Below are 20,864 nucleotides of genomic sequence, written 5' to 3' on the forward strand. Positions count from 1 at the left end.
GGAGAGAGAACATGGCACGCATCGGATTCATCGGGCTCGGCAACATGGGCGGCGGAATGGCTGCCAACCTCGCGAAGAAGGGTCATGACGTTCGCGCATTCGACCTGAGCGCCGACGCGCTGGACCGGGCGAAGGCTGCCGGCTGCCTGCCGGTCGCCTCCGCCGCCGAAGCCGCGGACGGTGCCGAGGCGATCGTGACGATGCTCCCCGCCGGCAAGCACGTCGCGGAGGTGTACGACACGCTGTTCGGCGTCGCGTCGCCGTCGGCGATCCTGATCGACTGCTCGACGATCGACGTCGCGACTGCCAAGCAGGTCGCCGAGGCGGCGCAGGCCAAGGGTCTCGCCGCGGTCGACGCGCCGGTCTCGGGCGGGATCGGTGCGGCCAATGCGGGCACGCTCACCTTCATGGTCGGCGGTTCGCGCGAGGCGTTCGATCGCGCGCAACCGATCCTCGCCGACATGGGCAAGGCGGTGATCCACGCCGGCGCGAACGGCGCGGGGCAGGCGGCAAAGATCTGCAACAACATGATCCTCGGCGCGACGATGATCGCGACCTGCGAGGCGTTCGTGCTGGCGGACAAGCTCGGGCTCGACGCGCAGGCCTTTTACGACATCGCCAGCGTATCATCGGGGCAGAGCTGGTCGATGACGAGCTATGCGCCGCTGCCGGGGATCGGCCCCGATACGCCCGCCGACCACGACTATCAGGGCGGGTTCGCCGCGGCGCTGATGCTCAAGGACCTGCGCCTCGCAATGGCGGCGGCGCAGGACGTCAGCGCGGATACGCCGATGGGCGCGAAGGCCGCCGAGCGCTACGAGGCGTTCGCGGCGGCCGGGCAGGGTGGGCTCGACTTCTCGGCGATCATCCGCACCTTGCGCGACTGAGCCTCAGAGAAAGCGGATCAGCATCAGCAGCAGCCCGAGGATCGACGCCAGCCAGCACAGGCTGCGGACGTAGCGGATACCGAACAGGTACAACGGGATGTACGCGATCCGCGCGCCGAACCACAGCCAGGCGCCGATCGCACCGAGTCCGCCGGTGCGATCGGTCACCGCGAGCCCCAGCGCGAGCGCGACGAATACCGGGTAGGTTTCCTGGAAGTTCTTGAGCGCGCGCTCGGCGCGGCCGGCCATCTCGCCGAGCGGTTTCTGCTCGCCGTCGCGTGGGCCGGCATTCCAGTCGAGCCCGCGATCGCGCGTCGCGGTCTGTCCCTGGATCATGACATAGGCGAACAGCAGGACCGTCGACCAGCCCAGCAGCAGCAATTCGGTAGGCAGCGTCATCGTCGATCTCCGCAAGGGTGCGGGTCTCGAACGCCGCTACCCGCGCGAGGTTGCGCCGTGTCGGGGTGCGCTGGCAAGCTGCCGCGCATCATGCGCGCGGTGGAACGCGCGGTCGGCATCGTCGATCGCGCCGAGCAACGCACCGAAGCACGGCGCCTCGTCGATCGGATAGACTCGCGACAGGTCGTGGCCGAGCGCGAAGACGTCGCGCTGCGTGAGCAACCCGATCGCAACGATGCGGTCTTGATCAGGCATAAGGCAGGCTCCAGTGGTGTAACGCATGTTAACACACTGAAACGATTGTGTATCGCAAATATCGGATAAAGAGCCGAGCCGAGCCTTAGCCGAGCCCAAGTCGCTCGCGCGCGTGCCAGCGGGCGATCATCAGCACCGATACCACGGCGAGCCCGGTCGCCAGCCCGGTCCAGATCCCGACGCCGCCCCAGCCGCGCGCGAAGGCGAGCCACGCGCCGACGCCGATACCGATCCCCCAATAGCCGATCGCCGCGAACAGCATCGGCACGGTGGTATCGCCCAGCCCGCGCAACATGCCCGCGCCGATCACCTGCGCGCCGTCGACGACCTGGAACACCGCGGCCACCGCGAGCAGCGAGATCGCCAGCGCCACCACCGGCGCGTTGGCGGGCGCATCGACGTCGAGGATGATGCCGATCAGCAGTTGCGGCGCGAGCACGAGCAGCAGCGCGGTCAGCACCATGAACCCCTCGCCGATCGCGAACGCGGCCCAGCCCGCGCGGCCGATGCCGGCGCGGTCGCCGCGCCCGGAGGCGAGCCCGACTCGGACGGTGGCGGCCTGCGCGATGCCGAGCGGGACCATGAAGGTGACGCTGGCAATCTGGATCGCGATCGCGTGCGCGGCGAGCGGCACGGTGCCGAGCAAGCCCATCAGGAAGACGGCGGCGATGAACACGGTCGATTCGAACCCGAGCGTGATCGCGATCGGCAGACCGAGCGTCCACACTGCGCGGTACCGCGGCCAGTCGGGGCGCCAGAACCGGCCGAGCAGGTGGTAGCGGCGGAACGGCCTTGCGCAGACGATGACGATCGCCATCGCGACGAAGCTCAGCCCGTTGGCGATGCTGCTCGCCATGCCCGACCCGAGCAGGCCGAGCGCGGGAAAGCCGGCATGGCCGAAGATCAGCATCCAGTTGAGCGCGGCGTTCACGCTCAGCAGCCCGACCATCACCACCAGCGACCAGCCCGGTCGCTCGAGCGCGGCGACGAAGGCGCGCAGCACGAGGAAGGCGAGGCTGGGCAACATCCCCCACATCACCGCGCGCACGAACCGCGCAGCCTCGTGTGCGAGCGCGGGATCCTGATCGAGCAGGTGGACGAGGATCGGCTCGGCCTGCCACAGCAGGATCCAGGACGGGATGCAGAGCGTGGCGGCGACCCAGATCGTCTGGCGCACCGTACGCCGGATATCGCGCACCGCATGCGGCCGCGCGCCCCGCTCGCGCGCGATCATCGGCACCGCGGCGGTGGTGAGTCCCATGCCGAACACGAGGAAGACGAGGTACAGGTTCAGCCCCAGCGTCGCTGCCGCCAGCGTATCGGGGCCCAGCCGCCCGAGCATCGCGACGTCGGTCGCGCCGACCAGCGCCTGGGCGAGGTTGGTCGCGACGAGCGGCCAGGCAAGCGTCAGCGTCGCCGCGAATTCGGTGCGCCAGGGGCGGGGCGGGGTGGTCATGCGCCGGCTTTACCCGGGTTCGCCGCCAAGTCGATCACCGACCGATGCTTCCCCAGAGATCGACGCGGACCGATCCGACGCGTGCTTGTACCGACACGCTCACCACACCCCCCCCGTCATCCTGACGAAAGTCAGGACCCAGAGCCACACAGGATCCCGCCCGTAACCCTGGGTCCTGACTTTCGTCAGGATGACGGATAGGGGTGAGTGCGAAAAAGACCTCAACGCAAACCGTTATGCCGCCCTACCGCATCAACCCGGCAGCGCGGAGCGCGTGCTCGATCGTCGCCTGGATCCCCGCCGGCGCCGCCGTGCGAGGCTTCCCCGCGGGCTTGGGCGTCACGGGAATCGCGATCTTCGCAACGCGGTCGATCGCCGCGGGCTTGGCTGCGACGGCGGCGTCGGGCGCGGCAATCAGGCCCCAGGATCGGGCGATGATGGCAGTGCTCGAAATCCCGACGTCGAGCATATACGGCCCCGCGGCGCCCAGCCGTTCGCCACGCGAAGGATCGATCGGCGTGCCGTGGCCCATCCCCGGCACGGTCCAGTCCTCGACCACGTCGCGCCCCTGTGCGTCCGACCAGATCCGGTGGATGGCGGTTCCCCTGCGTTCCTCGCGAACCGCTGTCGCGTTGACGCCGTGGATGCCGCGCCACTGCCGCGCGATCGTGTCCGCGTTCGAGACGCTCACCGTCGCATCCGCCCCGCCATGCCAGATCGCCAAGGTCGGCCAGCGTCCGTCATGCCCGCGCGCGCCGCTGCGGACGAGCTCGACCAGCGCGGCATCGCTGGTGTCGCCATGCCCGCGCATCCGGTCGAACGCCTGCGACACACCGGTCGCGGTGCCATAAGCGAGCCCGCCAATCACCGCGCCGCCCGCGAACAGGTCGGGCCGGGTCGCGAGCATCGCCAGCGTCATCGCGCCGCCCGCGGACAGGCCGGTGACATAGACCCGGCCCCGGTCGAGGCCGTGGCGGGCGATCATCGTTTCGGTCATCTGCGCGATCGATTCCGCCTCGCCGCCCGCCTGCGCGGTATCCTCGGAGGCGAACCAGTTGAAGCAGCGGTTGGGATTGTTCGCGTGCGTTTGCTCGGGAAACACCACCGCGAACCCGGCGCGGTCGGCCAGCCGCGACCAGCCCGATCCATGGTCATAGCTCGCCGCGGTCTGCGTGCAGCCGTGGAGCACCACGACCAGCGGCGCGCCGGCCGGCAGATTTTTGGGCACATGGACATGGCCGAGCAGCGCGCCCGGATTCGTCCCGAACGCGGTCAGCGCGACGAGGCGGCTCGGCCCATCATGCGCGCTTGCGGGCGCACCTACGCGGGCCATGCGTGCGATGGTATCGGCGATGTTTCTCAAGACTAGGGGCCTTTCACCACAGGCCGTGTGGGCCGCGATAGCGTATCAACGCACACCCTAGCCTATTTGTTGCTGCACTGCAGCATCTAGGTCAGGACTCGTGTCCAAGCCGGTCGCATGCCTCGCCGATCGCGGCATAGATCCGGTCGAGGTCGGCATCGTCGATGCAATAAGGCGGCATGACGTAGACGGTGTTGCCGAGCGGCCGGAGCAGCAGGTCGCGCGCGCCGAAAAAGGCGAGCAGGCGCGGGCCGATCTGCGAGAGATACCCGTCCTCGCCGCGCAGTTCGACCGCGGTGATCGTGCCGATCTGGCGCGCATTGGCGATTCGCGGATGCCGGGCAAGTGCCTCCAGCCGCGTCGCCTGACGGGCGGCGAGATCGGCGATCCGGTCGCGCACCGGCTCGTCGCGCCAGATCGCGAGATTCGCATTGGCGGCGGCGCAGGCGATCGGGTTGGCGGTATAGCTCGACGAGTGGAAGAACATCCGCGCGCGGTCGGTGCCGTAATGCGCCTGGTAGATCGCCTCGGTCGCCATCGTCACCGCGAGCGGGATCGCGCCGCCGGTCAGCCCCTTCGACAGGCACAGGATATCGGGCACCACGCCCGCCTGTTCGCAGGCGAGCAACGTGCCCGTGCGGCCCCAGCCGGTCATCACCTCGTCGGCGATGAACAGCACGTCGTGGCGCGCGCAGATGCGGCGCATCTCGGCCAGCACATGCGGCGGATAGATGTGCATCCCGCCCGCGCCGAGCAGCAACGGCTCGACGATGAACGCGGCCGGATGCGCGGCACACGCCGCCTCCAGCGCGTCGAGTGTCGCTTGCTCGCGCCCGGCGGCGGGGAAGGGGATCGTCCCGACATCGAACAGCAGCGGCGCGTAGGCGCGGTTGAAGACGCCGCGCGCGCCGACCGACATCGCGCCGATCGTGTCGCCATGATAGCTGTGCTCGAGCACGAGGATGCGGTGGCGATCCTCGCCGCGATCGAGCCAATAGCCGAGCGCCATCTTCAGCGCGCACTCGACGCTGGTCGACCCTGAGTCGGAGAAGAACACGCGCGTCAGTTCGGGCGGCATGATCGCGGTCAGCCCGCGCGCAAGGTCCTCGGCGGGCTGATGCGTCCAGCCGGCGAAGATGATCTGGTCGAGCGTGCCCGCCTGCTCGGCGATCGCCGCCATGATCGTCGGGTTGGCATGGCCATGCGTGGTGACCCACCAGGACGAGATCGCATCGACGATACGCCGGCCATCCGATGTGTAGAGCGCGGCGCCCTCGGCATGCGTGACGAGCGGGATCGGCTCGCGCAGGCCGTGCTGCGTGAAGGGGTGCCAGACGGGGGAGTCGCTCACCGGAACGCCTCCAGGTCGAAGGCCGCGGCGAACGCCTCGGCCAGCGTCGCGGCGTTCAGCGGATCGAGGCGGGGCAGGCGGCCGAGCCGGCGGACCTTGCCGAGCGCGGCGATCGTCGCCTCGCTATCCTCGATCGCATCGCCGACGAACGCGATGCCGAGGATCGGCACGCCGCGACTTCGCAGCGCCTCGATCGACAACAGGCTGTGGTTGATCGTGCCGAGCCCGGTCCGCGCGACGAGCACGACCGGCTTGCCCCAGCGCGCGAACAGGTCGGCGAAGATGAGATCGCGCGTGACGGGCACCATCACGCCGCCAGCGCCCTCGACCACCAGCGCGCCGTCGACCTCGGGCAGCACAAGCCGGTCCGGCTCGATCGTCACGCCATCGATCTCGGCCGCGAGATGCGGCGAGCACGGCGTCGTGAGCCGATACGCTTCGGGCAGGACCCGGTCCGCGGGCACGCCGAGCGTCACGACCGATGCCGCATCGCTGCCGTCCGCAAGCCCGGCCTGCACCGGCTTCCAGTAGCGCGCGCCGAGCGCGGCGGTCAGGCCGGCGGCGAATACCGTCTTGCCGATGTCGGTGTCCGTCCCGGTGACGATGATCGTCATTGCAGCGCCTCTCCCATGATCGCTCCCAGTGCCTCGATATCCGCGACGGTCGCGTTGAGCGTCAGCGATATCCGCAACCGCGATCCGCCCTCGGGCACGGTCGGCGGCCGTATCCCCCGCACGTCGAACCCGGCGCGCTGGATCGCGTCGGCCACCCGCATCGTCCGCGCGGCGTCGCCGAGGACGAGCGGCAGGATCTGCGACCCCGTCGCCGCGACGCCGTGCGGCGCGAGCACGCGCGCCGCGGTCGCGACGAGGTCCCACAACCGCTCGCGCCGCGCCGGCTCGTCCGCGACGATCCGCAACACCTCGTCCACCGCCAGCGCCATCAGCGGCGACGGCGCGGTCGAGAAGATGAAGCCGCGCCCGCGATTGACGATGAAGTCGCGCATCACCGCCGGCCCGCACAACAGCGCGCCCTCGCAGCCCAGCGCCTTGCCGCAGGTGCGCAAGGTGATCACGTTCTCGCGCCCGTCGAGTCCTTCGGCCAGCCCGCGGCCGTCCGTACCGAACACGCCGGTCGCATGCGCCTCGTCGATCAGCAGGATCGCGTCGTGGCGATCGGCCACGCGCGCGAGATCGCCGAGCGGCGCGCGGTCGCCGTCCATGCTGTAGAGGCTCTCGACCGCGATCCAGACTCGCCCCGTGCCGCCCGCGCTGCGCCAGGTGGCGATCGCATCCTCGACCGCGCCGGCATCGTTATGCTCGGCTTGGACGCAGGCTGCGCGGGTCAGTCGCATGCCCTCGTGCGCGCTCGCATGGATCAGCGAGTCGTGGACGATCAGGTCGGCGCGCTGCGGCAGCGTCGCGAACAGGATCGTGTTGGCGGCATACCCGCTGGCGAAGAACAGCGCCGCCTCGGTCCCGAAGAACCGCGCGGCCGCGGCCTCCAGCGCCTCGTGCTCGGGCGCATTGCCGCGCAGCAACCGCGAGCCGCCCGAACCGACCGGCACGCCGCGCGCCAACGCCTCGACCATCGCACCGCGCAGCCGATCCGAACCGGCAAGCCCGAGATAGTCGTTCGACGCAAAATCGACGCCTGCGCGCGGGCGGAGCGATCGGTACCGGTCGGCGGCGGTCAGCGTGGCAAGGTCTCGGTGCTGGTCGGCGAACATCATCGCGCCGCCCTAACCGCTACGCGGCGCGAAGACGAGAGGCGCGACCGCGCGGTTAGCTCGCCTGCAGCGCCGCGATGAACCGTGCCGCGCGCGCGCCGACCTCCGCCGCCGTCATCCCCGGCGCATAGAGCGCGGAGCCGAGGCCGAAGCCTGCTGCGCCCGCGTTGCGCCACTCGGCCATGATCTCGGGCACGATTCCGCCGACCGGCAGCACGCGCGTACCCTTGGGGAGGACGGCGCGCATCGCCTTCAGCACGGCGGGGCTGGCGGCCTCGGCGGGGAACAGCTTCAGCGCGGCGGCGCCCGCGTCGAGCGCTGCGAACGCCTCGGTCGGCGTGGCGATGCCGGGCAGCGCGACATAGCCGCGCTCGGCCGCCGCCGCGATCACCTGCACGTTCGCGTTGGGCGCGATGATCAGCGTACCTCCCGCCGCGCCAACCGCCGCGACGTCCTCGACTCGCAGCACCGTGCCCGCACCGACGACCGCGCGGCCTTCGAGCCTGCGCGCCAGGCGGGCGATGCTGTCGAGCGGATCGGGCGAGTTCATCGGCACTTCGAGGATCGTGAACCCGGCCTCGACCAGCGCGTCGCCGATCGCCTCCACCGAGTCGGGCGTCACGCCGCGCAGGATCGCGATCAGCGGGCAGCGCGCGAACGCGTCGTCAAAGGCCTGGCGGTGGGGCGTCGTGGAAGTCATGCGGCAAGATCCTTGATGCGCGTGATGCCGGCCACGAACGCGGCCTGGCTGTCGATAGCGTGCGACGTGCCGCCGAGTGCATCGATCGCCCCGGCATAGAGTGCGCCGAGCGCTGGATCGGCGAGAATATGGACCGTCGTGCCGGACTCGATCCGGGCGGCGGTATCCGCGCCGATCAGCAATCCGCTCGCGAACGAGGCCGCATCCGCATCGTCGGCAAGCCCCAGCACGCCGCGCGCGCGGATCGCGAACAGGCTCGCGGCGAGATCGCGTTTCGCCCCCTCCGCGACGCCGGCGAGGAACGCCGCCCCCGGCTCGACCGGGTGGCCGAGCTGTCGGGCGAGGACGCCGTGCGTACGGAGCAGCGCAAACAGCTCGCCGGTCATCGCGGTGGTGAAGCGGGTGATCGCGCCGCGCTCGACCGTCGCCCATTTGCAGTGCGTGCCGGGCTGGCACAGCAGCGCCTCCGCGGGCACGAGCCCGGCCGCGACCGCGCCGAGCAGCTGGACCTCCTCGCCGCGCATGACGTCTGCATGCACCCCGTCGCGGTAGGACAGCCCCGGCACGATCGCGGTGCGGTCGTCGACCCAATCGAGCGCAGCGGCGACGTCGGCAAGACCCGCGGGGGCGGCCACATAGGTAACGCTGCGCCAGCCGATGTTCGATCCGACCATCCCGGCGAGCAGCATCGGCAGGTCGCCGAGCCGCTGGCGGATCCCCGCGACCTCGGCGGGATAGTCCGCCGCGGCGACGCTCGCCGCGCCGCGATCGTCGCGTTCGGACGCGACCACCTGGCCGTCCTCGATCCGGAACGCGCGTCGGTTGGAGGTGCCCCAGTCGACTGCGATGAAAGACGTCATGGTCGCCACCTTGCTCCCGTCGCGACGCAACGGCGTAGGTCCTCCGAATTATACGATAAAACAACCATGTCCAGCCTCCACCGAGTCGTCCGCCCCCGCAAAACGCATTCGGCCGAAACGCACTGATCGAGGATAGCGCCGCAGGAACAGACACCGAACCCCCTCGTTCAGCCCCGACCAGCGAGAGGAATGCGTGTGCTTCAGATTAGCGCTCAGGCCGAGACCGACACCGGCACTATCGAGGCAGCGCCTCCCGAATCGGTCGCGGTGGCGATCGCCGAACGGCTCGCGCAAGGAAGTCTGGTCTATGTCGCGCTGGACGACCGACGCGCGACCGATATCGCAGCGATCGCCGCCGCGCTCGTGCCCGATGCGGTGGTGATCCAGCTGCCGTCGAGCGACGCGTTGCCGGGCGACGACGCGCCGGCCTCGCCCGCCAATGTCGGGTTGCGCGTCGCGGCGCTGCGTCGCGTGCGGCACGCGACCACGCATGAAACCGGACCGGTCCTGCTGGTGACCACCGCCGAAGCGACCGCGGTACGCTATCCCGAACCGGTATCGTTCGATGCGGCCCCACCGCGGCTTGAGGTCGGCGATACGCTCGACGTCGAGGCGTTCGCGGCGGCAGCGGCGGAGATCGGCTATATCGTCGACGACCGGATCGATGAGCCCGGCGAGATCGCAGTGCGCGGCAACGTGATCGACATCTTTCCCGCCGACCGCGAGACCCCGGTCCGCATCGAATTCGCGAACGGACGGATCACCGCGCTGCGCGACTATGATCCCGTCTCGCAACTCGGCTCCGCCGACATCGCCTGTGTCGAGGTCGGGCGCGCGACCGAGCCGTTGGTCGAGAAGGGCGTCGCGCTCCTCGCGCATCTCCCCGATGCGGCGATCGCGTTCGATCCCGGCGTCGATCGCCGTCGCGCACGGTTCATGGCGATCGCCGCCGATGGCCTGCCGCGTCGCAAGGCCAGCGCCGATCTGGTCGCGACCCGGTCCTGGGATGCCGCGGTCGCCAAGCGCGACGTCGTCGTGATCAAGCCGGATGCCACGCCGTCGCCCCGCTTCGTCGAACAGCGCGATCCCGCGCGAGGGTTCGCCAAGCTCGCCAAGGACGTGCTGGCCGATTCGCGCCTCGTGCTGGTCGGCTCGCCCCGCGACCTGCGCTTTCTCCAGCCGCGGCTCGAGCGGCGGGCGAAGATCGATCTCGTGCCCGTCGAGCGCTGGTCGGATGTCGTCGCGGCCAGGCCCGGCACCGCGATGATGCTGGTCGCACCGATCGATCGCGGCTTTGCGAGCTCTGGCGTCACCGTCGTCGCGGGTGCAGACCTGCTCGGCGGCCGCGCGCGTGGCGACGAGATCGCCGCGAGCGGCGCGGGCGCGCTCACGGGTCTTTCGAGCGAGCTGCGCTGCGGCGACGTCGTCGTGCACGAGGAGTTCGGAATCGGCATCGTTCGCGGGCTCGAGACGCTGCCCGATACCGGCGGCGACGCGATCATCCTGTGCTACGCGAAGGAAGGCCGCCGGCTCGTCCCCGTCGCCGAGGCCGACCGGATCTGGCGCTATGGCGCGGACGCCGATGCGGTGACGCTGGACACGCTCGACGGTGCATCGTGGCAGAAGCGGCGCGGCGCGATCGATGCGGCGATCGCCGACAGCGCGCGCGATCTTGCGGCGATCGCCGCCGAGCGCGCGGCGCAGACGACCGACCCGATCATTCCCGACCGGGTGGCCTATGAGCGGTTCGCCGCCGGGTTCGCCTTCACCGAAACGCCCGACCAGGCGCGCGCGATCACGACCACGCTGGCCGATCTGGCGAGCGGCAAGCCGATGGACCGGCTCGTGATCGGCGACGTCGGCTACGGCAAGACCGAGATCGCGCTCCGCGCCGCCGCCGCGGTCGCGCTGGCGGGTCGCCAGGTCGCGATCACCGCGCCCACGACGGTCCTCGTCCGCCAGCATATCGAGACGTTCACGCGGCGGTTCGAGGGGACCGGCGTTGCCGTCGCCGGTCTGTCGCGCCTGTCGAGCACCGCCGAAAAGACGCGCGTGAAGGCCGGGCTTGCGGACGGATCGATTGGCGTCGTCATCGGCACCGGCGCGGTCGCGGGCAAGGGCGTGGCGTACAAGGATCTGGCGTTGGTCGTGATCGACGAGGAGCAGCGGTTCGGCACCGCGGACAAGGCCAGGCTGCACGCGCTGGGCGCGGGGCACGTCCTGACGCTGAGCGCCACGCCGATCCCGCGCACGCTGCAATCGGCGATGATCGGGCTCCAGGGCATGTCGGTGATTGCGACTCCGCCCGCGCGTCGCCAGCCGATCCGTACCGCAGTCGCCGCGTTCGACGATGCCACCGTCCGTGCGGCATTGCGGCGCGAGCGCGCGCGTGGCGGGCAGAGCTTCGTCGTGGTCCCGCGGATCGACGACATGGCGCCGCTGGCGGCCCGGCTCGCCAAGCTCGTCCCCGAACTTGGCATCGTCCAGGCGCATGGCAAGATGCCCGCCGCCGAGATCGACGAGGCGATGGTGGGGTTCGCCGCGGGCGATGGCGACGTGCTGCTCGCCACCAACATCATCGAGGCGGGGCTAGACGTCCCGCGTGCGAACACGATGATCGTCCACCATGCCGACCGGTTCGGCCTGTCGCAGCTGCACCAGTTGCGCGGCCGGGTCGGGCGTGGCGGGCGGCGCGGGCAGGTGATGCTGCTCACCGACGGCGACGCGACGATCGCCGAGGCGACGCTCAAGCGCCTGCGGACGTTGCAGGCATTCGACCGGCTCGGCGCGGGCTTCGCGATCAGCGCGCGCGATCTCGACCTGCGCGGCGCGGGCGATCTCGTCGGCGAGGCGCAGGCCGGGCACATGAAGCTGATCGGGATCGACCTGTACCAGCATCTGTTCGGCCGCGCGCTGCGGCTGGCGCGCGGCGAACAGGTCGACGACTGGGTGCCCGACCTCCATCTCGAGCTCGGCGGCACGCTGCCCGAAGCCTGGATTCCGGAGGAGGAGGTTCGCCTGTCGCTGTACGGCCGGCTGGCACGGCTCGAGGACGTCGTGGCGCTCGACCGGTTCGAGGCCGAGCTCGAGGATCGCTTCGGCACGATCCCCGATTCGGCGCGACAGCTGCTGTTGCTCGCACGGATCCGGTTGCGTGCCTGTGCCGCGGGAATCCGGCGGATCGACGCCGGCCCTGCGGCGATCGCGTTCACGCCGCACGATCGCCGCGCCGAGGCGCCGCTTGACGAGCTGGTCGAGAAGAACGGCCGCTGGATCTTGAAGTGCGCGGTCGCCGATCCGGTCGAGCGCGCCGCGCAGATCGAGGCGCTGCTCGACGCGCTGGCCGGGTGATCCGGCCCGTCTATTCCGCCGCAGCGGCCAGCGGTGTCGAGAGCGCCTCGTCGGCGAGCGCGGCGAGGATCGCCTGGACCAGGTCGACGACCCGCGCGAACCCCGCGCCGGGCGCGTGGAGCTTGCGATCGAGATAGACGGTGCGATCGAGTTCGAGCTGGATCGCGTGAATACCGCTGTCGGGGCGGGCATGGCGTTCTAGGATATGCCCGCCCGCATAGGGCGTGTTGCGCGCCACCGAAAAGCCGTACTCGGTACAGGCGCGCTCGGCGCGATCGACGAATCGCGGCGCGGCGGCATGGCCGAACCGGTCGCCGAGCACGATCCGCGTACCGCCCGGCCCGAGCGGCGGCATCGAGTGTAGGTCTAGCAGCACCGCGCAGCCGAATCGCGCCTGCGCGGCCTGCAACGCCGCCGCGACCGCCGCGTGATAGGGGCGGTGGTCGGCGACGATCCGCGCGGTGACTTCGGCATCGGTGAAGCGCCGCGCCCACAGGTCGCCCGCCCCCGATACGCGGCGCGGCACCAGCCCCAGGCCGCTGCGCAGCTTGGCGGATTGCTGGACAGGCGCGACCCCGCGCGCGCCCTCGTCGATCAGCGGATCGCGCTCGTCCTCCGCGCGGTTGAGATCGATCCAGGCGCGCGCGCGCCGCTGGATGATCGTCGCCTGGTCCGTCCGCGCGCTGCGTGCCACCGCATCGACCAGCCGATCCTCGAGCGGCAGCAACGCCGCCAGCGGCACGCGCAACGCGGTCTTGAGCGAAAGCGGATAGTCGCGCCCGGCATGCGGCACTGAAATCACCACCGGGCTGGTCGGCGGCGCGGCGTCCCGTTGGTCGGCAGGCGGCAGACGATCGAAGGGGGACAGCGGCATGGCGACCACGCTAAACCGACCGACCGGGACGGGCAATGGACCTGGAAATGTTAACCAATTTGCGGCTAGGACCGCGCGTCAAAGCACGCGTGCAAACAGGACTTTAGATCGATGTTGCGAATTCTGCTGGCCGAGGATGATCAGGTCATGCGCGAGTATCTGACGCGGGCGCTCGAACGCTCGGGCTATGCCGTCACCGCGGTCGATCGCGGGACGGCGGCGATTCCGCTGCTCGAGACGCAGACGTTCGACCTGTTGCTCACCGATATCGTGATGCCCGAGATGGACGGGATCGAACTCGCGCAGAAGGCGGGCGAGATGTGCCGCGATCTGCGCGTCATGTTCATCACCGGCTTTGCGGCGGTCACGCTGAAGGCCGGGCGCGCGATGCCGCAGGCCCGTGTCCTGTCGAAACCCTTCCATCTGCGCGACCTCGTCGCCGAGGTGGATCGGCTGTTCGAGATGGATAATGCAACGGGCATGCATTGAACGCTTGCACCCCGCGATAACCGCGGCTAGTGGAGCGCTCCGGCGGGCGTGTAGCTCAGTGGTAGAGCACTGTGTTGACATCGCAGGGGTCGCAAGTTCAATCCTTGCCACGCCCACCATAGAAAGCCCCGCTAGCCATTCGGTTAGCGGGGCTTTTTGCTGTCCGGGGCTTTGGGGCTTCCGGTATCGTGAAAAGCTGGCATGGCGCGGCGATGATCCGCTTCTCGCTCTCCGTTGCCGCCCTTCTGTCTTCCAGCGCTGCCGTCGCCCAGTCCGCCGAACAGCCCGCTGCCTCTGCCCCTGAAGACGCCGTCGCGCGCGAGATCGTCGTGACCGGGCGGGGGCTGGCCGACGCGCCCGGCGATCGCGCCTATGCTGTCGTCACGATCGATCGCGCGCGGATCCAGGCGAATGCGAGCAACCGCCTTGAGAGCGTGCTCGCCGATGTTGCCGGCCTCCAGCAGTTCCGCCGGTCCGATTCGCGCAGCGCCAACCCGACCAGCCAGGGCATTTCGCTGCGCGGGATCGGCGGCAATGCGTCGAGCCGAGCGCTGCTGATCTTCGACGGCGTGCCGCAGGCGGATCCGTTCGGCGGCTGGGTGGCGTTTCCGGCCTATGCGACCGGACGGCTCGGGCGCATCCGGGTCACGCGGGGCGGTGGCAGCGGCTATCAGGGGCCGGGCGCCTTGGCCGGGACGGTCGAACTCGAAAGTGCGACGCCCGACCAGCTGGCGCCGGTCCAGGCGAGCGTCGCCTATGGCAGTCGTGATTCGGTAGACGCGCAGGGCTCGGCAGCACTCGTGCGCGGATCGGGGTTCGCGACCGTGTCGGGGGCCTATGCGCGCGGCGACGGGTTCACGCCGACCGTCGCGCAGAGCCGCGGGATCGTCGATCGCCCGGCCCCGTACGAGCAGGCGTCGGGCGCGCTCCGGACCGTTATCGGGATCGGCGCGACGACCGAGGTGCAGATGAATGCGAGCGCGTTCACCGATCGCCGCGATCGCGGGAGCGACTTCACCGCGAACACGAGCGAGGGTGCCGATGCGAGCGTCCGGCTGATCGGGCGCGGGCGCTGGGGCTATTCGGCGCTGGCGTATCTGCAGACGCGCGCCTTTGCGAGCAGCTTCAACAGCATCAATGCCGCGCGGACCACCGCGATCCAGTCGCTCAACCAGTATAATACGCCCGCCACCGGGCTCGGCGGGCGGATCGAGATCCTGCCGCCGCTGGGCGAGAGCATCACGCTCCGGCTCGGCGCGGATATCCGCGACGTCAGCGGCAAGACGCAGGAGCTCTATACCTTCGTCAACGCGGCACCGACGCGGCGGCGCGAGGCGGGCGGCGGCACGACGACGACGGGCGCGTTCGCCGATGCCAGCCTGGTGGCGGGCGACGTCACGTTCAGCCTGGGCGGGCGGATCGACTGGTGGTCGATCGATGGCGGCTATCTGTCCGAACGGCCGCTGGCGGGCGGTGCGGCGCTGACCAACCTGCGCTATGCGGACCGTGATGGCCATGAGACGACCGGCCGGGCGGGCGTGGCGTATCAGCCGGTGGAGTCGATCACGCTGCGCGCGGCCGGCTATCGCGGCTGGCGGTTGCCGACGCTCAACGAGCTGTACCGCCCATTCCGTGTCGGCAATGATGCGACCGCGGCGAACGCGCTGCTGTCGCCCGAGCGGCTGACGGGGATCGAGGGTGGCGTCACGCTGGCGCCCGCGCCGGGCGTGACGATCGCCGCCACCTATTTCTACAACCGGCTGAAGGATGCGATCGCCAACGTCACGACGACCAGCCCGCCGCAGATCCTGCCGGGGGTGACGACCTACCGGGTCCGCCAGAATCTCGACGCGATCCGCGCGCACGGGTTCGAACTCGACGCGGCGTATCGCCCCGATGCGGGGCCGTTCGGCGTGCAGGCATCATGGTCGCACACCAATCCGACGGTCGAGGGGTCCGGGATCACGGCTGCGCTTGATGGGCTTCGCCCGGCGCAGACGCCGCGCGACCAGGTGTCGGGGACGGTCGACTGGCGGCACGATGCGGCCGCGCTGTCGCTGACCGTGCGGCGCATCGGCCGGCAATATGACGACGACCAGAACACGCGCGTACTGGATCCGGCGACGACGCTCGACGGCTATGCTGCGCTGCCGATCACGCGTGCGCTCGTCGCCGAACTGCGCGGCGAGAACCTGTTCGATGCGCGCGTCGAGGCGGGGATCAGCGGCGCGAACATCGTCGAGCGCGCCACGCCCCGGACGATCTGGGTCGGCTTGCGCTACGGCCTGCGCTGAGGGGAACCGCTCGCCGCCGCTGCGTTGACCCGTGCAGGGCCTGCGACTAATGCAAACCCTGTGAAGGGTTCCCGGCGACGGGATCAAAAGGGAAGCCGGTGCGCGGGCAGGGTCGTCAGGATCCCCATCCGCAAGACCGGCGCTGTCCCCGCAACTGTGACCGGATAGCGGCCACCCCGATTGCGCCACTGGGTCTCGGCCTGGGAAGGCGGGGTGACAGCGACGACCCGGAAGCCAGGAGACCTGCCCGTCACGGTCGATCCACTGCGCGGGCGGGTGCTCCGGTGCGGACGAGTGCCCCATCGAAGGGGTGTCCTCGAGCGAGAGACGTCTGCCGGTCCGCGAATGGTCGTGGGCGGCCCTGCCAGGACGTGCCCCATGACGAAGTTCCTCCTCCTCCTGAGCGCCGCCGCGATCGCAGCATCGGCCGATGCGCAGACGGTCCCGGCTGCCGACGCAGCGGACGTCGTCGTTACCGCGACCCGCGTCGCACAACCCGCCAGCGAGATCGGCCAGGCGGTGACCGTGATCGACCGCGCCGAGATCGAGCGGCGCCAGACCGTCGTCGTGTCCGATCTGCTTGCGACCACGCCCGGCGTCACCGTCACGCGCAACGGCACGCTAGGCGCGCTGACCGGCGTGCGGATCCGCGGGGCCGAGTCCGACCAGACTTTGGTCGTGATCGACGGCGTGCGAGTCAACGATCCGGCCTCGACCGGCGGCGGCTTCGATTTCGGCAACCTGCTGGCCAGTTCGGTCGAGCGGATCGAGGTGCTGCGCGGCCCCAACTCGGTACCCTGGGGCAGCCAGGCGATCGGCGGCGTCGTCAACATCATCACCGCCGCCCCTGCCGAGGGGCTGCAGGCGCGCGCCAACGCCGAATATGGCTATGCCGACAGCATGTTCGCGAGCGCGGGCATCTCCGGCGCGAAAGGGCCCGTGTCGGGCTCGCTCACCGGCGGGTATCTGCGCACCGACGGCATCTCGTCGGCGGCCGGCGGTACCGAGCGCGACGGCTATCGCCAATACGGCGCGACCGGCCGGCTGGGCGTCGAGTTCGCGCCCGGGATCGGCCTCGATCTGCGCGGCTATTTCGCGGACAGTCGCGTCGAACTCGATGGCTTCCCCGCGCCGGACTATGTGCTTGCCGACACCGCGGACTATGGCAAGACGCAGGAGATCTACGGCTATGCCGGGCTGCACGCGAACGTCGCCGACGGGCGGTTCAACAACCGCGTCGCGTTCACGATCGCCGACATCAACCGCGACACGTACGAACCGGCCTTTGGTGCAGAGCCGTCGTTCCTCGGCCGCGGCCGCAGCGAGCGCTACGAATATCAGGGCGATTTCCGCCCGCTCGACCAGGTCCGCGTCGTCGCCGGCGTCGAGCGCGAGAATAGCCGCTTTAACGACGGCTTCACCTATGCCGACACCGGGATCACCAGCGTCTACGGCCAGCTGATCGTCAAGCCGCTCGACATCCTCACGCTCACCGGCGGCGTCCGCAACGACGATCACGAGAATTTCGGCAACCACACCACCTTCGGCGCGAACGCGGCGCTGGCGCTGCGGACGGGCACCACCGTCCGCGCAAGCTATGGCGAGGGCTTCAAGGCGCCGACGCTGTACCAGCTCTTCTCGGACTATGGGAACCGAGGCCTTGATCCGGAGACCGCCCGCAACTTCGACATCGGCGTCGAGCAGGCGTTCCTCGCCGACCGGGCGCGCGTCGGCGTGACCTATTTCAACCGCCGCACGCGCAACCAGATCGACTTCCGCGATTGCAGCCCGACAGAGCAGGCGACCGCCGGTTCGATCTGCGTCGACCGCCCGTTCGGCGTCTACGACAATGTCGCGCGCGCCGAGGCGGACGGGGTCGAGGTTTCGCTCGCGCTGCGTCCGGTCGATCCGCTGACGCTGACCGCGAACTACAGCTATATCCACACCGAGAACCGCTCGATCGGCGCCAATTTCGGCAACGTCCTCGCGCGCCGTCCCGAACAGACCACCAGCGTCAACGCGGATTACCGGTTCGCGGTTGGGCTCTCGATCGGCGGCACGGTGTCGCTGGTCGGCGACAGCTTCGACGATGCCGCCAACGCGACCCGCCTCGACGGCTATGCGCTCGCCAGCATCCGCGCAGAGATGCCGATCACCGACCAGGTCGCGCTCTACGGCCGCGTCGATAACCTCACCGACGCGCGCTACGAGACGGTGGCGGGCTATGGGAATTATGGCCGTGCAGCCTATGGCGGCGTCCGGCTTCGCCTGAAGTGAGGTCTGTGGGGATCCTTCTCGCGCTGCTACTCGGCGCGTGTGCGCAACCGCCGACCGGGGGCGGGGGGATCGTCTCGACCAACCCTTGCGTGGATTCGGTGCTGATCCGGATCCTGCCGCCCGCGCGGATCGCCGCGATCAGCCATTATTCGCAGGAGGCGACGGCGACCTCGATCCCGCTCGACGTCGCGCACCGCTTCCATGCGACCGCGGGGACCGCCGAGGAGGTGATCGCGCTGCACCCCGATCTGGTCATCGCCAGCACCTATACGCCGCCCGCGACGCAGTCGGCCTATGCGCGCGCCGGGCTGAAGACGCTGCTGCTCGGCATCCCCGATTCGATCGCGGAGAGCCAGGCGCAGGTCACGCAGATCGCCGACGCCGTCGGTGCGCCCGCAGGCGGCGCGCGGATCAACGCCGAGATCGATCGCGCGGTCGTGCGCTGGAGCCGCAAGGATGGACCCGCGCCAGCCGCGTTGCTCTATATCAGCGGCGATCTGGCGACCGGGGGCAGCACGCTGTTGAACGAGATGATGACCCGCGTCGGCTTCCGCAACGCCGCCGCGACCTATGGCCTGACGCATACCGGCACGCTGTCCGCCGAGACGATCGTCACGCAGCCGCCTGCGGTCGTGATCGCGCCCGAACGCGTCAGCCGCGGCACGCTGCTGCGGCACCGGCTGCTGCCGACCACGCCGCAAGCCGTCTTCCCGCGCGTGCTGATCAATTGCGGCGGCCCGACGCTGCCGCCCGCGCTCGAACGGCTCGCCGCGATCCGGGCGAGCGTCTCGTGACCCGGCCGCTCAAGCTTGCCGCGCTGCTGCTGCTCGTGATCGTCCTGTTCGGCCTGTCGCTCGGCTGCGGCAAGGTCTGGGTGCCGCCCGGCGCGTGGTTCTCGAGCGATCCGCGCTGGTGGATCATCCTCGAACTCCGCCTGCCGCGCGCGGTGCTCGGGCTCGCGCTGGGCGCGACGCTGGGGCTGTCGGGCGCGGTCCTCCAGGGCTATCTGCGCAACCCGCTCGCCGATCCGGCGGTGGTCGGCGTGTCGTCGGTCGCAGCGCTCGGCGCGGTCGCCGCGATCATTTTCGGGATCGGCTCGGGCTTCGCGATTTTCGTCGCCGCGATGCTCGGCGCGGGCGGCGCGGTCGCCATGCTCGCCGCGCTGACCTGGCGGTCGCCGAGCGCGATCACCTTCATCCTCGCGGGCACCGTGCTCGCCAGCCTGGCCGGCGCGCTGACCGCGTTCCTGATCTCGATCGCGCCCAACCCCTATGCGGTCGCCGAGGTGATCGACTGGATCATGGGCGCGCTGACCGACCGCGGCTGGGACGACCTGGCGCTCGCCTTGCCGCCGATGCTGGTCGGTGCGGTGCTGCTCCTGCTCACCGGCCGCGCGCTCGATGCGCTGTCGCTCGGCGAGGCGGCGGCGCGGTCGCTCGGGATCCGGATGGGCCGGGTCCGCTGGCAGGTGGTGCTCGGGACAGGCCTGGTGGTCGGCGCAGGCGTCGCCGTCACCGGCGTGATCGGGTTCGTTGGCCTGGTTGTCCCGCATCTGCTCCGGCCGATCTTCGGCCACCGCCCGAGCGACGTGCTGCTGCCCTCCGCGCTTGGCGGCGCGGCGCTCGTTCTCGCCGCCGACAGCCTCGTCCGCCTGGCCCCCGGCGTGGGCGAAGTCCGGCTCGGCGTCGCGATGGCGCTGATCGGCGCGCCGTTCTTCCTCGGGGTGCTGATCAGGGAACGAGGCCGCGCATGGATCTGATCGTCGACGCGCTCAGCGTGAAGCTCGGCAAGCGCATCGTCCTGCACGATGCGTCCGCGCACCTGCGCCCTGGCCGCGTCACCGCGATCCTCGGCCCCAACGGCGCGGGCAAGAGCACGCTCGTCAAGGCCGCCGCCGCGCTGGTCGGGCGGGCCGGGGGATGCGTCCGGCTCGATGCGCAGGACGTGGCGACGATGGACCCGCGCGTTCGCGCGCGCGCGATCGGGTATCTGCCGCAGGACGCGACGGTGCACTGGAACATCGTCGCCCGCGACGTCGTGGCGCTCGGCCGCCTACCGCACCTGGGGGCCCATGCCGCGCCGTCGCCCGAAGATCGCGCTGCCGTCGACCGCGCGATGCACGATACCGAGACGACCCATCTCGCCGATCGTCCGGTCGGCGAATTGTCCGGCGGCGAGCGCGCCCGCGTCCTGCTCGCGCGCGTTTTTGCCGGCGAACCGCGCTGGCTGCTCGCCGACGAACCGCTCGCCAGCCTCGACCCCGCGCACCAGATCGATCTGCTCGCGCGCCTGCGAACCTATGCGGCGGGCGGGGCAGGGGTCGCGATCGTCCTCCACGACCTCGTCCAGGCGCAGCGCGCGGCGGACGATGCGCTGCTGATCGCCGAGGGCCGCGTCGTCGCGTTCGGGCCGGTCGCCGAGGTGATGACCGCGGACACGCTCGCCCGCGTGTTCGGTGTCCGCGTCGCCCCGCTCGACGACGTCTCGGGCTTGGGGGAGGGTGGGGGCACGCGCCGCCTGCTGGTGCCGGTCGGCCGCATCGACGCGGCATAGACGGTCGACGCGCCCGGCCCGGCGCA

At 70.5% G+C, this 20,864-nt stretch carries 18 protein-coding genes, 1 tRNA gene and 1 riboswitch; of the genes, 9 read left to right on the plus strand and 10 right to left on the minus strand.

Going from position 1 to position 20,864, the window contains the following annotated elements:
- Positions 1 to 11: 11 nt before the first annotated feature.
- Positions 12 to 887 carry a 3-hydroxyisobutyrate dehydrogenase gene (gene mmsB / locus C8J26_RS03620; protein ID WP_107956728.1) on the plus strand — a complete coding sequence of 292 codons (876 nt, stop codon included), beginning with the start codon at positions 12 to 14 and terminating at the stop codon, positions 885 to 887.
- Between the two features lie 3 nt (positions 888 to 890).
- Here the strand turns inward: mmsB and C8J26_RS03625 are convergent, their stop codons facing one another.
- The 9 genes from C8J26_RS03625 to C8J26_RS03665 all read right to left on the minus strand — a co-directional run bounded on the left by C8J26_RS03625 (position 891) and on the right by C8J26_RS03665 (position 9,000).
- Complete coding sequence (locus C8J26_RS03625) at positions 891 to 1,286, minus strand: MAPEG family protein (protein WP_056412068.1); 396 nt, start codon at positions 1,284 to 1,286, stop codon at positions 891 to 893.
- Positions 1,287 to 1,322: 36 nt separating this feature from the next.
- Entirely contained in the window at positions 1,323 to 1,541 is a 219-nt protein-coding gene (locus tag C8J26_RS03630; protein WP_055881323.1) for a hypothetical protein, read from the minus strand.
- An 85-nt stretch (positions 1,542 to 1,626) separates the two neighbouring features.
- Entirely contained in the window at positions 1,627 to 2,997 is a 1,371-nt protein-coding gene (locus C8J26_RS03635; protein ID WP_107956729.1) for an MATE family efflux transporter, read from the minus strand.
- Between the two features lie 244 nt (positions 2,998 to 3,241).
- On the minus strand, positions 3,242 to 4,330 hold the full coding sequence (locus C8J26_RS03640) for an extracellular catalytic domain type 1 short-chain-length polyhydroxyalkanoate depolymerase (RefSeq protein ID WP_244185139.1): 1,089 nt from the start codon (positions 4,328 to 4,330) through the stop codon (positions 3,242 to 3,244).
- A gap of 121 nt (positions 4,331 to 4,451) precedes the next feature.
- On the minus strand, positions 4,452 to 5,711 hold the full coding sequence (locus tag C8J26_RS03645) for an adenosylmethionine--8-amino-7-oxononanoate transaminase (protein WP_107956731.1): 1,260 nt from the start codon (positions 5,709 to 5,711) through the stop codon (positions 4,452 to 4,454).
- The gene (bioD, locus tag C8J26_RS03650; RefSeq protein WP_107956732.1) at positions 5,708 to 6,325 is read right to left on the minus strand and encodes a dethiobiotin synthase; all 618 of its coding nucleotides are present in this window, start codon (positions 6,323 to 6,325) and stop codon (positions 5,708 to 5,710) included. Before bioD ends, C8J26_RS03645 begins: the two co-directional genes overlap by 4 nt.
- Entirely contained in the window at positions 6,322 to 7,443 is a 1,122-nt protein-coding gene (locus C8J26_RS03655; RefSeq protein ID WP_107956733.1) for an 8-amino-7-oxononanoate synthase, read from the minus strand. The genes bioD and C8J26_RS03655 overlap by 4 nt, the downstream gene beginning before the upstream one ends.
- Before the next feature lie 52 nt (positions 7,444 to 7,495).
- The gene (locus C8J26_RS03660) at positions 7,496 to 8,140 is read right to left on the minus strand and encodes a 2-dehydro-3-deoxy-6-phosphogalactonate aldolase (protein WP_107956734.1); all 645 of its coding nucleotides are present in this window, start codon (positions 8,138 to 8,140) and stop codon (positions 7,496 to 7,498) included.
- On the minus strand, positions 8,137 to 9,000 hold the full coding sequence (locus C8J26_RS03665; protein ID WP_107957054.1) for a 2-dehydro-3-deoxygalactonokinase: 864 nt from the start codon (positions 8,998 to 9,000) through the stop codon (positions 8,137 to 8,139). Before C8J26_RS03665 ends, C8J26_RS03660 begins: the two co-directional genes overlap by 4 nt.
- A gap of 195 nt (positions 9,001 to 9,195) precedes the next feature.
- Between C8J26_RS03665 and C8J26_RS03670 the strand changes: the two genes are divergently transcribed.
- Positions 9,196 to 12,351, plus strand: coding sequence for a helicase-related protein (locus C8J26_RS03670; RefSeq protein ID WP_341871490.1), 3,156 nt, complete (start codon positions 9,196 to 9,198; stop codon positions 12,349 to 12,351).
- Positions 12,352 to 12,361: 10 nt separating this feature from the next.
- Here the strand turns inward: C8J26_RS03670 and C8J26_RS03675 are convergent, their stop codons facing one another.
- Positions 12,362 to 13,225, minus strand: coding sequence for an N-formylglutamate amidohydrolase (locus C8J26_RS03675; RefSeq protein WP_107956736.1), 864 nt, complete (start codon positions 13,223 to 13,225; stop codon positions 12,362 to 12,364).
- A gap of 111 nt (positions 13,226 to 13,336) precedes the next feature.
- On the opposite strand from C8J26_RS03675, the gene cpdR reads away from it, so the two are divergent.
- The 7 genes from cpdR to C8J26_RS03710 all read left to right on the plus strand — a co-directional run bounded on the left by cpdR (position 13,337) and on the right by C8J26_RS03710 (position 20,838).
- Positions 13,337 to 13,714 (plus strand): cell cycle two-component system response regulator CpdR, encoded by a 378-nt coding sequence (cpdR, locus tag C8J26_RS03680; RefSeq protein WP_056412047.1) that lies wholly within the window; start codon positions 13,337 to 13,339, stop codon positions 13,712 to 13,714.
- A 44-nt stretch (positions 13,715 to 13,758) separates the two neighbouring features.
- Positions 13,759 to 13,833: transfer RNA gene (locus C8J26_RS03685), tRNA-Val, on the plus strand.
- A 93-nt stretch (positions 13,834 to 13,926) separates the two neighbouring features.
- Entirely contained in the window at positions 13,927 to 16,008 is a 2,082-nt protein-coding gene (locus tag C8J26_RS03690; protein WP_107957055.1) for a TonB-dependent receptor, read from the plus strand.
- 48 nt (positions 16,009 to 16,056) lie between these two features.
- Positions 16,057 to 16,273, plus strand: a riboswitch (cobalamin riboswitch).
- A 113-nt stretch (positions 16,274 to 16,386) separates the two neighbouring features.
- On the plus strand, positions 16,387 to 18,285 hold the full coding sequence (locus C8J26_RS03695; protein WP_107956737.1) for a TonB-dependent receptor plug domain-containing protein: 1,899 nt from the start codon (positions 16,387 to 16,389) through the stop codon (positions 18,283 to 18,285).
- 5 nt (positions 18,286 to 18,290) lie between these two features.
- Positions 18,291 to 19,079 (plus strand): ABC transporter substrate-binding protein, encoded by a 789-nt coding sequence (locus C8J26_RS03700; RefSeq protein ID WP_244185140.1) that lies wholly within the window; start codon positions 18,291 to 18,293, stop codon positions 19,077 to 19,079.
- The gene (locus tag C8J26_RS03705; protein WP_107956739.1) at positions 19,076 to 20,044 is read left to right on the plus strand and encodes a FecCD family ABC transporter permease; all 969 of its coding nucleotides are present in this window, start codon (positions 19,076 to 19,078) and stop codon (positions 20,042 to 20,044) included. The genes C8J26_RS03700 and C8J26_RS03705 overlap by 4 nt, the downstream gene beginning before the upstream one ends.
- Complete coding sequence (locus C8J26_RS03710) at positions 20,035 to 20,838, plus strand: ABC transporter ATP-binding protein (protein ID WP_107956740.1); 804 nt, start codon at positions 20,035 to 20,037, stop codon at positions 20,836 to 20,838. The genes C8J26_RS03705 and C8J26_RS03710 overlap by 10 nt, the downstream gene beginning before the upstream one ends.
- The last annotated feature ends 26 nt before the right edge of the window (positions 20,839 to 20,864 follow it).

Origin of the sequence: Sphingomonas aurantiaca (assembly GCF_003050705.1) — a bacterium.
GTDB lineage: Bacteria > Pseudomonadota > Alphaproteobacteria > Sphingomonadales > Sphingomonadaceae > Sphingomonas > Sphingomonas aurantiaca.

Bases quoted from the DNA above. Each gene is read 5' to 3' on its own strand.
- mmsB (WP_107956728.1), top strand. From the start codon at position 12: ATGGCACGCATCGGATTCATCGGGCTCGGCAACATGGGCGGCGGAATG.
- C8J26_RS03625 (WP_056412068.1), bottom strand. From the start codon at position 1,286: ATGACGCTGCCTACCGAATTGCTGCTGCTGGGCTGGTCGACGGTCCTG.
- C8J26_RS03630 (WP_055881323.1), bottom strand. From the start codon at position 1,541: ATGCCTGATCAAGACCGCATCGTTGCGATCGGGTTGCTCACGCAGCGC.
- C8J26_RS03635 (WP_107956729.1), bottom strand. From the start codon at position 2,997: ATGACCACCCCGCCCCGCCCCTGGCGCACCGAATTCGCGGCGACGCTG.
- C8J26_RS03640 (WP_244185139.1), bottom strand. From the start codon at position 4,330: ATGGCCCGCGTAGGTGCGCCCGCAAGCGCGCATGATGGGCCGAGCCGC.
- bioD (WP_107956732.1), bottom strand. From the start codon at position 6,325: ATGACGATCATCGTCACCGGGACGGACACCGACATCGGCAAGACGGTA.
- C8J26_RS03655 (WP_107956733.1), bottom strand. From the start codon at position 7,443: ATGATGTTCGCCGACCAGCACCGAGACCTTGCCACGCTGACCGCCGCC.
- C8J26_RS03660 (WP_107956734.1), bottom strand. From the start codon at position 8,140: ATGACTTCCACGACGCCCCACCGCCAGGCCTTTGACGACGCGTTCGCG.
- C8J26_RS03665 (WP_107957054.1), bottom strand. From the start codon at position 9,000: ATGACGTCTTTCATCGCAGTCGACTGGGGCACCTCCAACCGACGCGCG.
- C8J26_RS03675 (WP_107956736.1), bottom strand. From the start codon at position 13,225: ATGCCGCTGTCCCCCTTCGATCGTCTGCCGCCTGCCGACCAACGGGAC.
- cpdR (WP_056412047.1), top strand. From the start codon at position 13,337: ATGTTGCGAATTCTGCTGGCCGAGGATGATCAGGTCATGCGCGAGTAT.
- C8J26_RS03690 (WP_107957055.1), top strand. From the start codon at position 13,927: ATGATCCGCTTCTCGCTCTCCGTTGCCGCCCTTCTGTCTTCCAGCGCT.
- C8J26_RS03695 (WP_107956737.1), top strand. From the start codon at position 16,387: ATGACGAAGTTCCTCCTCCTCCTGAGCGCCGCCGCGATCGCAGCATCG.
- C8J26_RS03710 (WP_107956740.1), top strand. From the start codon at position 20,035: ATGGATCTGATCGTCGACGCGCTCAGCGTGAAGCTCGGCAAGCGCATC.